This window comes from Sporosarcina sp. P12(2017) (assembly GCF_002743035.1).
Taxonomy (GTDB): Bacteria; Bacillota; Bacilli; order Bacillales_A; family Planococcaceae; genus Sporosarcina; species Sporosarcina ureae.
In genome coordinates this window covers 1-13,456 of the sequence record NZ_PDYL01000010.1, presented here as the reverse complement: position 1 = coordinate 13,456, position 13,456 = coordinate 1, and the positions used below count along the sequence as shown (strand labels likewise).

Genomic DNA, 13,456 nt, shown 5'->3' with positions numbered 1-13,456 from the left:
CTTCGCTTATGCTTCACAATCCATTCTCCATGAAGGATCTTGCTCTAGGCGGTCGAGTGTCTTATGGATCCGCGGTGAGCGCCGGTGCATAGATATGCCCTTAGCGAAGAAAGCAGCTCAATTCACGTCACATGCAAAGCGTATCTAACTGAATGTGCAATCCCCTCGTATTCAAATCATTATTTTAGGCGCATTAAAAACCCCGCAGAAAATGCTGCGGGGTTTAGTTTTATTCAATTCCTTTGATGACAATGTGGCGATATGGGTCTTTTCCTTCTGAAAATGTCTCAATATCAAGTCTGAGTGACAACGCGTTATGGATGACCTTTCTCTCGTAGGAAGGCATCGGCTCTAGCGCAACTTGACGTTTTGTACGTACTGCACGGTCTGCCATGCGATCTGCCAGCTGCTCGAGCGATTGCTCGCGGCGCTCACGGTAATCTGCAACATCTATTCGAACAATTTTGAATTGCTTTGTTACCTTATTGGCTACGAGTTGCGCTAATTGCTGGATCGCATTGAGTGTTTGTCCTCTTTTGCCTATTAAGAATGCTGCTTTTTCACTTTCAAGCTGGAAATTGATGTACTTCCCTTTTGTTTCATACGTAATAACCAAATCTTCGATACCCATTTCTTTTGCCATGTCCTCAATGTACTGTTTCGTTTCTTCAATAGCATCTTTTTCATTATAGATTTTAGCTTCAGGTACTCTTTCACTTTCCTTTATATCCACAACGTTTTCTAATGGCTTTGCTTTATTTTGAGGCTGTTGAACAACTTGCGGTGCCTTTGTAACGGAAGATAATACTTCACTGTCATCTGTAATCGTCTGTGTCGGTTCAGTTACCCGAGCGATAGCAGGTTTAGGGTTTGGTTTCGATTTCTCTAAGACAGTTACAAGCACTTCCGCTTGCTTTACGCCAAAACCAAGAAAACCTTTCCTGCCATTTTCCACTACCTGTATCTCTACTTGTTCTTTTGTTACACCCAGGTCCTGTAAAGCTGATTCAATTGCTAGCTCAACGGTTGCTGCCCTTTGTGTAAGTTGTTTCATTTCTTTTTCCCTCCTGTTTTCACTACTTCGACGTTTTTCGGCTTATCAAACGGCTTATAGATGAAAATGTTTTGGAGCAGTGAAATGATATTCCCAACAATCCAGTATAAAGCGAGTGCTGCTGGTAAGAATGAACCGAATACCATGATCATAAATGGCATGATGTACATCATCATCTTCATCTGTGGGTTATCCATTGCGGGTCCTGTACGTAAAACCGTTAATTGGAACAATCCAGCGATGACCGCGAATATAATACTTGGTGAACCAAGTGCAACACCCAGGAAGTTGCCTAACTCAATGGTTGGTGTGGCATTCATCCGGCTGATCGCGTGGTAGAAACCAATAAATATTGGCATTTGGATGATAACCGGTAGACATCCTGCAACTGGATTAATCTTTTCGTTGATCATAATCTGTTGCATTTCTTCTTGATACTTTTTCTGTGTGACAGCGTCTTTTGATTTATATTTCTCTTTCAACGCTTTAAGTCTTGGCTGAATCTCTTGCATACGCTTTGAACTTTTCGTTTGTTGAATAATCAATGGAAGCAATGCAGTACGAATGATCGCTGTAACGACGATAATCGCTAATCCGTATGTACCTAGCCATGATTTGAATTTCATAATTAATGTAACAAGTGGCCAAACAATATATTCGTTCCAAACTCCTGTACTTTCTGCTGTGATCGGCTTTTGGAATTCCGAACAACCTGCCATGAATACGGCGACAACAACAAGTAATGAAAGGAACACTAATTTCTTTTTCAACATTTTTTCCTCCAAACAGTTGCAAGATCAATTTAAATTTTTTTCAGTGTAACACGATGGCTTTGATCGTTCTACATCCAAGTGGAACTATAATTTCACTTAAAGACTTTTGCAATTTTTAAAACATGTCGCAGATTTTTTTTGGCCGTATGGAAATCGAGCGTGGCAGCTTGATTTCTTGCGATAATAACATAATCTAGATCAGATTTTACTTCATCTTTCATTTCCAGGAACGATTGTCGGATATAACGTTTAATCCTGTTACGCGTAACGGCATTACCGACCTTTTTGCTGACGGATAGGCCAATTCTAAATTCTTGCTGATCTTCCTTCTTATAGGTATAGACAATAAACTGTCGGTTGGCAAAAGACTTTCCTTTTTTAAATACTGTTTGAAATTCTTTATTCTTTTTAATTCGCTGGCTTTTCTTCATAATAGCACCTGCTTTTATTTTCTACCGTCTTAATCTGCTGATCCACTATATAGAGGAGATCTGATAGTCACTCGGAATCGCTCTAATAGCTAAAAAAAAGACCACTGATGTCAGTGGCCTTATGCTGAAAGAACTTTTCTTCCTTTACGACGACGAGCTGCTAAAATTCTACGGCCGTTTTTCGAACTCATTCTTTGGCGGAAGCCGTGGACTTTAGCGCGTTTACGTTTATTTGGTTGGAATGTACGTTTCATTTCGTAAGACACCTCCTGCTTTGATTGTCTCTTTTCCTACTGTGACAGTCTTGAATAGTATAGCGATTCAGTAAAAGAATGTCAATGCTTTTCTATTCCTACTCGGGTGATCTACTCACAATAATTTTTATTACCATGCAATACTTATCCACAGCGGAAGAAAGTTATGCTCTGGATGGAATGTTGATGCCTAAATTTGTAGATTTTTTAATCTGGCATTTGTCGACAAGTTTTTCACATATTCAATCCTGTGGATAACTACTTTATGCACAGTTAATGGGATTGTGCATAAATCATTGGACTCCTTGTCAATATTCAGTTTCCCTGTTACAATTAAAAAGCTTTTGTTGTGTATATAATTTATAGCTAAAATCTTATCCACATATGTGAATACAGTGTGGATAGTTTTTTCAACATGTTTCGATAATTTTTATCCACAGCCTTGGATACTGTGCATAAGCGTATTCCGGGCTTTTTAATATTTTATTGTAAAGGAGGCACACGATTGGAAAATCTATCGAGTTTATGGGAGCAAGTATTAAAGAATATTGAAGCTAGGGTTTCGAAACCCAGTTTTGAAACGTGGTTAAAATCGACAAAATTACTGACGTATGAAGCTGAACATGCAACTATTTCTGTTCCAAATTCATTCGCCAAAGATTGGCTCGAGACACATTACGTTCATTTGATCACGGGGATCTTATCCGAATTGACAGGTGAAGATCGAATCGTTGAATTTATCGTTCCGCAAGATCTGGCGGAGAACGATATTAAATTACCAAAGACACAGCCAAAACCAGTAGAAAAAGCACCCATGATCAACTCAGCGGGTATGCTAAATCCAAAGTACACCTTTGATACATTCGTCATTGGATCAGGAAATCGCTTTGCCCATGCTGCTTCCCTTGCAGTTGCTGAAGCACCTGCAAAAGCCTACAATCCACTTTTTATATATGGTGGTGTTGGATTAGGAAAAACACACTTGATGCATGCAATCGGCCATTACGTACTGGAGCAAAACCCTGCATTAAAGGTAGTCTATTTATCATCTGAAAAATTTACGAATGAGTTCATTAACTCCATACGGGACAATAAAGCGGGCGATTTTAGAGATCGTTACCGCAATGTAGATATTCTTCTAATTGATGATATTCAATTCCTAGCTGGAAAAGAACAAACACAAGAAGAGTTCTTCCATACATTTAATACGTTGCATGAAGAATCAAAGCAAATTATTATTTCCAGTGATCGTCCTCCAAAAGAGATTCCCACACTGGAAGACCGCTTACGTTCCCGCTTTGAATGGGGATTGATCACAGACATAGCTCCACCTGACTTGGAAACGAGAATTGCGATTTTACGAAAAAAGGCAAAAGCAGACGGTCTAGTAGACATTTCAAATGATGTTATGTTGTATATTGCTAATCAGATTGATACCAATATTAGAGAGCTTGAAGGCGCGTTAATCCGCGTCGTTGCATACTCCTCGTTGGTAAATGCTGATGTCACCACTGACCTGGCAGCTGAAGCATTAAAGGATATTATTCCAAATTCCCGCCCGCGTATTATATCCATTCTGGACATCCAAAAGGCAGTCGGTGAGCACTTTAATATCAGACTAGAAGACTTTGTAGCAAAAAAACGGACGCGCGCTATTGCATTTCCGCGTCAAATTGCGATGTATCTATCAAGAGAGCTGACAGATTCCTCATTGCCGAAGATTGGTTCGGAGTTTGGCGGCCGAGATCATTCAACTGTCATTCACGCGCATGAGAAGATTTCCAAACAGCTCGATGAAGACAAAGCATTGCTACAAGATATTCAAGATATTAAAAAGGTATTAGGAAGAGCATAATGTACTGTGGATAACTGTGGACAAGTAGTGCAGGGTCGTCCACGTATTATGCACATGTGGGAAACTATGATTCTCATACATTCAAAAGACTTTTCCACATATCCACAGGCCCTACTACTATTACTACTATATTTAATTACTTAATTATTATTATATAAGCGAGGTATCTATATGCAGTTTGAAATTATGAGAGACAGATTATTGGATGGATTGAGCGATGTTGTGAAAGCGATCAGTTCAAAAGTAACGACGCCTATTTTGACAGGTATCAAATTAGAGATTACTGAAAAGGGATTAACGATGACTGGAAGTGATTCAGATATTACGATATCCACTTTCATTCCAGTAGAAGAAGATGGTACTCAAATTATTCAAACGATCCAACCAGGTACATTGGTGTTACAAGCAAAAGTCTTCAACGAGATTATTCGCAAGCTCCCAACAAATGAAGTCATGATTGAGTTACGTGATGGAATGAAAACGCATATTCGTTCTGGACAGTCTGAATTTCATATCATTGCCCAAAGTGCTGATGAATATCCCATTTTGCCGGATGTAAAAGATGCAGAGCGTTTTGAAATGCCTGCGGACTTAATGAAATCACTTATTAGAGAGACTGTATTTGCAGTATCCCAACAAGAGACACGCCCAGTTCTTACTGGTGTTCAATGGATTATGAAAGAGCATGAGCTGTATTGTATTGCAACGGATAGTCACCGATTGGCTAGACGAATTGTGACACCTGAGATTCAAGCAAACTCACCATTCAATGCGGTAATACCAGGTAAAAGTCTTCAGGAACTAAGCAAAATATTACCTGACGACTCTACAGCTGTAGAAATTTTTATTGCGAATCAGCAAGTATTATTTAAGCTTCACAACGTTTTGTTCTATTCAAGACTACTGGAAGGTAATTACCCTGACACATCTCGTCTGATCCCAATTGAATACAAAACGTCTATCACGATTAATGGACGAAATTTATTACAAGCAATTGATCGCGCGTCTTTATTAGCTCGTGAAGATCGGAATAATATCGTGCACTTCTCAACAGATGGTAGTCCACATGTGCAAATCTCTTCTAACTCACCGGATGTCGGAAATGTAGAAGAGTTGGTAGAAGCTGTGGATATTGAAGGGGAACCTTTGAAAATTTCATTCAGTGCAAAATATATGATGGATGCCTTGAAAGCAATTGACGGCCAAGATTTAAAGATTCATTTCACCGGCAGCATGCGCCCATTCATCTTGAAGTCAATTGACAGCGAAGCAATTCTACAATTAATTTTGCCGGTTAGAACGTTTTAATTTGTAACTAAAGAAAATATCTTGTAATCGGGTAGTCAACATGTTGGCTACCTTTTTACTTATTGAGAAAAGTTAGGTAAACTAGAGAGACAGAATACTTTATGAGGGATTGAGTAAAAATGGAAATCGTACAGTTTAATTCAGAATATATTACGCTAGGTCAATTATTGAAAATGACGAATGTTATTAGCTCAGGTGGAATGGCTAAATGGTTTTTAGGTGAAAACATCGTCTACGTGAACGGCGAACCAGAACAACGACGTGGTAAGAAATTATATGACGGAGATGTAGTAAATATCCCGGGTGCAGGAAAATTCAAACTGTCAGCGGATGAATCTGGACAGTCGGATGCATATTGATCGTCTTAAATTAACGAACTATCGAAATTATGAGGCTCTGGAATTAAATTTCTCTCCTACGATGAATGTATTGATCGGTGAAAATGCACAAGGGAAAACCAATGTCATGGAGGCTATTTACGTATTAGCAATGGCAAAATCCCACCGCACATCAAATGATCGAGAACTGATACGCTGGGAACAAGAGTGTGGTAAAATAGAAGGGGACGTCCAACGTAAATTTGGATATATGCCGATAGAGCTGACGATTTCTAAAAAAGGGAAAAAAGCCAAAGTCAATCATTTGGAACAAAACCGTTTGAGTATGTATGTCGGCCAAATGAATGTAGTCATGTTTGCGCCTGAAGATTTGAATATCGTAAAGGGCAGTCCACAGCTGCGCAGGCGTTTTTTAGATATGGAAATTGGACAAATCTCGAGAGTCTATTTGCATGACTTGGTCAATTTCCAAAAAATATTAAAGCAACGCAACGCATTGTTAAAAGCAAATCGCGGTAAATTGGATCTCCAGGATGTAATGTTCGATATTTACACAGAACAATATATTCAAGTGGCAGTTCAAATTATTCTAAAGCGTTTTTACTTTATGGAATTACTACAAAAATGGGCAAATCCGATTCATCAAGGAATTTCACGTGGTCTTGAAACACTGGAAGTTTCATATGGGACTTTAAAAGACCTACATTCTGGGCAGACTGCTGAAGAGATGGAGACGATTTTTGCTGATCAGTTAAAGAGTGTGCGAAGACGCGAATTAGAACGAGGGCTTACACTGGTAGGTCCACATCGTGATGATTTGCAGTTTTTTGTCAATGGGTACGATATTCAAACGTACGGTTCACAAGGACAGCAACGGACGACCGCACTTTCTTTGAAACTGGCGGAAATTGAGCTAGTAAAGCAAGAAGTGGGCGAAACTCCAATTTTATTGCTGGATGACGTGTTATCCGAATTGGATGATTACCGACAGTCACACTTGTTGAGTACGATGCAAGGACAAGTTCAAACATTTGTGACGACAACCAATATCGCAGGGATTGATCATAACACGATCCAGGAAGCAGCTATTTTTGAAGTGCATGATGGATCTGTTTTACCTAGAGATTAGATTGTTGCGGTTTGATAGTATTGGAAAGGAAAGGTGAACACCTTGGCAATGGAAGAAAAGGATATGCAGACTTCTTATGATGCAAGTCAGATACAAGTGTTGGAAGGTCTTGAAGCTGTCCGTAAACGTCCTGGTATGTACATTGGGACAACAAGTGCAAAAGGGCTCCATCATCTTGTGTGGGAAATAGTAGACAATAGTATCGATGAAGCTCTCGCAGGTTATTGTGACCATATTGAAGTAACGATAGAGAAAGATAACTGGATTAAAGTAGCCGATAATGGCCGTGGAATTCCAGTCGGCATTCAGGAGTCGACAGGTAGACCAGCTGTTGAAGTCATTATGACCGTACTTCACGCAGGTGGTAAGTTTGGTGGCGGTGGATATAAAGTATCCGGTGGTTTGCACGGCGTAGGATCTTCAGTCGTCAATGCTTTGTCAGAGAAGACGGAAGTCTATGTTAAACTGGATAAAAAGTTATATGCAATTGAGTTTTCTAGAGGCCCTGTCTCAAAAGAGCTTGAAGTCATTGGTGAGTCAGATGAAACAGGTACTACAATCCGTTTTAAGGCGGACTCTGAAATCTTTACCGAAACAACGGTATACGAGTATGGCATATTAGCCACACGTTTGCGTGAACTTGCTTACTTAAACCGTGGTTTGCGTATTAGTATTACCGATGAACGTGGTGAGGAACCCGTATCCGAAATGTTTCACTATGAGGGCGGAATTAAATCATACGTTCAGCATTTGAATGCAAATAAAGAGCCGATCTTTGAAGATCCAATTTACATTGAAGGCGAACGCGATGGTATTACTGTTGAGGTCGCTATGCAATACAACAGCGGCTACGGTGAAAATTTATTGTCATTTGCTAATAATATTCATACGTATGAAGGCGGAACACACGAGCAAGGTTTCAAAACTGCATTAACTCGCGTGATTAACGACTATGCACGTAAAAACGGTTTATTGAAAGAGTCAGAAGACAATCTAACCGGAGATGATGTGCGTGAAGGTCTGACGGCTATCGTCTCCATCAAGCACCCTGATCCTCAATTTGAAGGTCAAACCAAAACGAAATTGGGTAACTCAGAAGTTAGCACGATTACGAACTCTTTGTTTTCCGAAGCACTGCAACGTTTCTTAATTGAAAATCCAGTAGTTGCGCGTCAGGTAGTAGGTAAGAGTACGATGGCTGCAAGAGCACGTATGGCTGCGAAAAACGCTCGTGAATTGACACGTCGCAAATCGGCGTTAGAAATTTCGAGTTTACCGGGAAAACTATCAGATTGTTCCTCAAGAGATCCAGCTATCAGTGAATTGTATATCGTTGAGGGTGACTCTGCCGGAGGTTCTGCGAAGAATGGTCGCGATCGTCACTTCCAGGCAATTTTGCCGCTACGAGGAAAAATCCTCAATGTAGAAAAAGCACGTTTGGACCGTATTCTCGGGAACGCAGAGATTCGTATGATTATTACGGCACTCGGTACAGGGATCGGACCTGAATTTAACTTAGATAAAGCTCGTTATCATAAGCTAGTCATCATGACAGATGCTGACGTTGATGGCGCCCATATCCGTACATTATTATTAACCTTCTTCTTCCGTTTCATGCGTCCGCTAATTGAAGCAGGCTATGTATATATTGCACAGCCACCACTTTATCGTGTACGTTCAGGAAAAAGAGAAGAATATTGTTATGACGAAGAAACGTTGCAAGAAATCCTGAGCAGTATGCCTGCCTCACCAAAGCCGGATATTACACGATACAAAGGTTTGGGTGAGATGAATCCTGAGCAACTATGGGAAACCACAATGGATCCTGATAAGCGCACATTCCTACAAGTCCGTATGGATGACGCAATAGAAGCTAATGAAACGTTTGAAGAACTAATGGGTGATGAAGTAGAACCACGCAGAAAGTTCATTGAAGATAATGCAGTTTACGTACAAAATATCGATACTTGATTAATCGTGACAGATTATTTAGCAATGACCGAACTCATAGATGTAAGTGGTGAAAGGAGCTTGACAACATGGCAGATTTGCCAAAAGGCGGAGTGCAGGAAATAAATATTAATACGGAAATGAAGACTTCATTTCTGAACTATGCGATGAGCGTTATCGTTTCTCGTGCGCTTCCGGATGTTCGAGATGGTTTGAAGCCCGTACATCGCCGCATTTTGTATGCTATGCATGACTTGGGCATCACTGCGGAGAAACCGCATAAAAAGTCAGCCCGTATTGTAGGGGACGTTATTGGTAAGTACCACCCGCACGGCGATAGTGCGGTATATGACACGATGGTACGGATGGCTCAAGATTTCAGTTATCGCTATATGCTAGTAGATGGACACGGTAACTTCGGCTCTGTTGATGGTGACGGAGCAGCTGCAATGCGGTATACGGAGTCTCGTATGTCTCGTATTGCAATGGAGTTATTGCGTGATATCAATAAAAATACAATCGACTTCCAAGCAAACTATGACGAGCAGGAAAAAGAGCCTGCCGTCTTGCCAGGTCGTTATCCCAACTTGTTGGTAAACGGTACATCGGGAATTGCCGTAGGAATGGCAACAAACATTCCACCCCATCACCTCGGTGAAACGATAGACGCTGTACTTGCTTTGGCAGAGAATAGCGCAATTACAACCGAAGAACTAATGGAAATCATTCCAGGTCCTGATTTCCCAACTGGCGGTATGATACTTGGGCGTAGTGGAATTCGTCGTGCTTATGAAACGGGTCGGGGTTCATTGATCATTCGTGGAAAAGCGGAAATTGAGACAGCTGCAAATGGCCGGGAAACGATTATCGTTAATGAAATTCCATTCCAAGTAAATAAGGCGAAGTTAATCGAGAAAATTGCAGAGCTCGTGCGTGATAAGAAGATTGACGGCATTACACACTTAGCAGACGAATCAGACCGTACAGGTATGCGTATTGTCATTGAAGTAAGAAGAGATGCGAATGCCAACGTATTATTGAACAATCTATATAAACAAACTGCCTTGCAGACTAGTTTTGGAATCAATATGCTGGCACTGGTAGACAAGCAACCAAAAGTATTGTCGTTGAAAGAAATTCTATACCATTACTTAGAACACCAAAAGGTAGTCATTCGCAGACGTACTCAATTTGATTTGAATAAAGCAGAAGATCGTGCACATATTTTGGAAGGATTACGTATAGCGCTTGATCATATTGACCAAATCATTGCACTAATCCGTGCATCCAAGACAACGGCTGAAGCGAAAGCAAACTTGATGGAGACATTCGAGTTATCTGATCGCCAGTCTCAAGCTATTCTCGACATGCGTCTGCAGCGTTTAACTGGATTAGAACGAGACAAAATCGAGTCGGAGTACCAGGAGTTGCTGACACTTATTGCTGAATTACGTGCAATTTTAGCGGATGAACTGAAATTAATTGAAATTATTCGTGAAGAATTAAGCGAAATTAAAGAACGTTTTGCTGACGAACGTCGAACAGAGATTATGCTTGGCGGTTCTGAAATGCTTGAAGATGAAGATTTAATTCCAGTGGAAAACTCCATTGTGACATTAACTCACCAAGGGTATATTAAGCGACTGCCAGCTAATACGTATCGCAGTCAAAAACGTGGCGGTCGTGGAATCCAAGGTATGGGCACAAATGAAGATGACTTTGTAGAGCACTTACTAAATACTTCAACGCATGACACGATTTTACTGTTTACGAGCAGAGGCCGTGTATTCCGTAAAAAGGGCTATGAAGTTCCTGAATACAGCAGAACTGCCAAAGGATTGCCGATAATTAACCTACTTGACTTCCAAAAAGGCGAAAAGGTTACAGCAATGATCCCAATCGATGAGTTTACTGAAGATCACTATTTATTCTTCTCGACAAAACAAGGTGTTATTAAACGAACGTCGATTATGGACTATGCCAATATTCGTGCGAACGGCTTAATTGCATTAGGATTGCGTGAAGACGATGAACTGATCTCTGTTAGATCAACTGATGGAAAGTCAGATATTGCAATCTGTACCAAACAAGGTATGATGATCCGCTTTGACGAGGAAAGCATCCGTCCGCTCGGCAGAACTGCTGCGGGTGTACGTGGTATTAGATTGCGTCAAGAGGATGAAGTAATTGGCATGGATATCGTAGATGAAGGTGACGATATTCTGGTAGTTACTGAAAAGGGATATGGCAAACGCACACATGAAAGTGAATACCGAGCTCAATCACGTGGCGGTTATGGATTAAAAACAATGCATATGACGGATCGAAATGGTAGTATTGTCGCGATGAAGTCGGTTAACGGCGAAGAAGATTTAATGTTAATTACGATTCACGGGATCTTAATCCGTATGTCAATTGGTGATATTTCTATATTTGGCCGATCAACACAAGGTGTACGACTCATTCGATTAGCTGATGACGAACGTGTAGCAACGGTCGCAAAGGTAGAAAAAGATGATGACCTTGAAGAAGAGTTAGAACAAGAAATAGAAGGCCAACTGGAAGTGACTAAACAGGTACAACCAGATACAGACTTAGAAGCTGAAACAGATTCAGAAGAATAAAGAAAAGTTATTGAAGGGGCGTAATACGTCTCTTCAATAACTTTTTTTGCTTTTATTAGGAAAAAATACTCAGGTATCTATCCATATAATTGAGAATATTGTATACTAATAGGTAGAGCAAAGAAGAAATTAGGTGATAGCGTTGGATATTTACAAAGAGGTAAATGAATTAATACCAGGTAGTTTTCTTAAAGAGGATTTGTATGCCAATACACGAAATCCCATTATGGTTAAAGACACCAAGTTAATGCTAGAGCACTTTGAAGTACTTCATTCATTTGGTATTACCCGGGTGCTGGTCGAGTCAAAGGCACTTAGTAAAATAGAACAAGGACCGACGGAGAAAATAACGGAGGTAAAATTAACTCCAGAAGTAGAGAAGCAGATGACTCAAAATGCTCCTCCAAAATCAAGGTCTTTGGAAACGCTATACGATGAAGCAGTAGAGTCATACAGAAAAGAATTCATTAGTTATAGATCAGGCAAGAAATTGGACGTTGCAGCCGTGCGCACAATTATTTTACCTGTAATTCAAGCATTTTTGGAGAATAAGGACTATGTCAGAAGACTAAATGAGTTTTCTACATTGCAAAACTATCGCGCACACCATTCTATTAGTGTTGGCATTCTGGCAGCCTTAATAAGTGAAGCAATGGGGTATCCAAGAGGGCAAGTACTTCAAATTGGAATAGCTGGCGTACTGGCAGACAGTGGTATGGCAAAAATTGATGAAAAGATTATCGATAAAGTAGCATTTTTAACGAGTGAAGAGCTAAGTGAAGTGAAAAAGCATGTCATTCACAGTTTCCAAATGGTCAACGATTCTTCATTAGTACGTCAGGAAATGAAAGTAGCGATTTTGCAGCATCATGAGCGCTTTGATGGTAGCGGTTATCCAAGAGGACTGAAAGGGCAGGAGATTACAGAAATCTCTCAAATACTCTCAGTGGCGGACGTGTACCACGCTATGGCATCCGAAAGACCGTACAGACAGAAGGAAAGTTCTTTTAAAGTAATCGAGTTAATGAGGGAAGAGGAATTCGGCAAGTTTGATATGAAGGTAATTGAAGTACTTCACGAACTGATCAATAAGCTGTCGATTGGAACAAAAGTAAAACTTACGACTGACGAGATAGCAGAAGTCATTTACTTGCACCGTGACTTCCCGTTGCGTCCAATCGTGAAAGTTCTAGATACGGGCACGCATACTGATCTATCGTCTAATAGAAGGATCTCTATAGTTAAGATCTTTTAATAGAATAACTTTGTAAACAATGAGGAAAGTAAGCTATTTTATGCGGATGTGCATTTCTACATTGGAATTTATAGTGGAATCATATCCGTATTTCATTGTAGGTATGGTGTTTTCAAGGATTTAATTAAAATAATTTATAAAAGTGCTTGCATTCTCATAAATAGGGTGGTATATTTATAAGCGTCGCATCAAGCAGTTACGAAAACATCAAACTTAACAAGAAAAACTTTTTGAGTAAAAGTGTTGACAACAAAACGATGAGATGTTAATATAAGAAAGTTGCCTCTTACGAGAGACCAACGAAATGAACCTTGAAAACTGAACAGCAAAACGTTAACGAAATACAGTTTGTGCATCTAACGATGACATAAACAAAATGAGTATCTTAATTGATGCCAGCAAATGAAACTCGAGCTAATCGAATTTCTCTTATGGAGAGTTTGATCCTGGCTCAGGACGAACGCTGGCGGCATGCCTAATACATG

The 13,456-nt window shown here is 40.1% G+C and carries 11 protein-coding genes; 7 read left to right on the top strand and 4 right to left on the bottom strand.

Annotated features, from left to right (window positions below; all coding sequences use genetic code 11):
- Nucleotides 1-229: 229 nt before the first annotated feature.
- The 4 genes from jag to rpmH form a co-directional block, all read right to left on the bottom strand.
- Nucleotides 230-1,054 carry an RNA-binding cell elongation regulator Jag/EloR gene (gene jag, locus CSV80_RS09420; protein ID WP_099670631.1) on the bottom strand — a complete coding sequence of 275 codons (825 nt, stop codon included), beginning with the start codon at nt 1,052-1,054 and terminating at the stop codon, nt 230-232.
- A complete protein-coding gene (yidC, locus tag CSV80_RS09415) occupies nt 1,051-1,827 on the bottom strand; it encodes a membrane protein insertase YidC (protein ID WP_199083959.1) in 777 nt (258 codons plus the stop codon). Before yidC ends, jag begins: the two co-directional genes overlap by 4 nt.
- A 92-nt stretch (nt 1,828-1,919) precedes the next feature.
- A complete protein-coding gene (gene rnpA / locus CSV80_RS09410) occupies nt 1,920-2,258 on the bottom strand; it encodes a ribonuclease P protein component (RefSeq protein WP_029054387.1) in 339 nt (112 codons plus the stop codon).
- 119 nt (nt 2,259-2,377) lie between these two features.
- A complete protein-coding gene (gene rpmH, locus CSV80_RS09405) occupies nt 2,378-2,512 on the bottom strand; it encodes a 50S ribosomal protein L34 (protein WP_029054388.1) in 135 nt (44 codons plus the stop codon).
- 505 nt (nt 2,513-3,017) lie between these two features.
- Between rpmH and dnaA the strand changes: the two genes are divergently transcribed.
- The 7 genes from dnaA to CSV80_RS09370 all read left to right on the top strand — a co-directional run bounded on the left by dnaA (nt 3,018) and on the right by CSV80_RS09370 (nt 12,971).
- Nucleotides 3,018-4,367: a chromosomal replication initiator protein DnaA gene (gene dnaA / locus CSV80_RS09400; RefSeq protein WP_099670630.1), complete on the top strand. Its 1,350-nt coding sequence runs from the start codon at nt 3,018-3,020 to the stop codon at nt 4,365-4,367.
- A 171-nt stretch (nt 4,368-4,538) separates the two neighbouring features.
- Nucleotides 4,539-5,675 carry a DNA polymerase III subunit beta gene (dnaN, locus tag CSV80_RS09395; protein WP_029054390.1) on the top strand — a complete coding sequence of 379 codons (1,137 nt, stop codon included), beginning with the start codon at nt 4,539-4,541 and terminating at the stop codon, nt 5,673-5,675.
- A 119-nt stretch (nt 5,676-5,794) separates the two neighbouring features.
- Complete coding sequence (gene yaaA / locus CSV80_RS09390) at nt 5,795-6,034, top strand: S4 domain-containing protein YaaA (RefSeq protein ID WP_099670629.1); 240 nt, start codon at nt 5,795-5,797, stop codon at nt 6,032-6,034.
- Nucleotides 6,024-7,142, top strand: coding sequence for a DNA replication/repair protein RecF (recF, locus tag CSV80_RS09385; RefSeq protein ID WP_029054392.1), 1,119 nt, complete (start codon nt 6,024-6,026; stop codon nt 7,140-7,142). Before yaaA ends, recF begins: the two co-directional genes overlap by 11 nt.
- A gap of 48 nt (nt 7,143-7,190) precedes the next feature.
- The gene (gyrB, locus tag CSV80_RS09380; protein ID WP_211225432.1) at nt 7,191-9,113 is read left to right on the top strand and encodes a DNA topoisomerase (ATP-hydrolyzing) subunit B; all 1,923 of its coding nucleotides are present in this window, start codon (nt 7,191-7,193) and stop codon (nt 9,111-9,113) included.
- Nucleotides 9,114-9,181: 68 nt separating this feature from the next.
- Complete coding sequence (gyrA, locus tag CSV80_RS09375; protein WP_099670628.1) at nt 9,182-11,716, top strand: DNA gyrase subunit A; 2,535 nt, start codon at nt 9,182-9,184, stop codon at nt 11,714-11,716.
- Between the two features lie 142 nt (nt 11,717-11,858).
- Nucleotides 11,859-12,971, top strand: coding sequence for an HD-GYP domain-containing protein (locus tag CSV80_RS09370; RefSeq protein WP_143560477.1), 1,113 nt, complete (start codon nt 11,859-11,861; stop codon nt 12,969-12,971).
- Nucleotides 12,972-13,456: the final 485 nt, after the last annotated feature.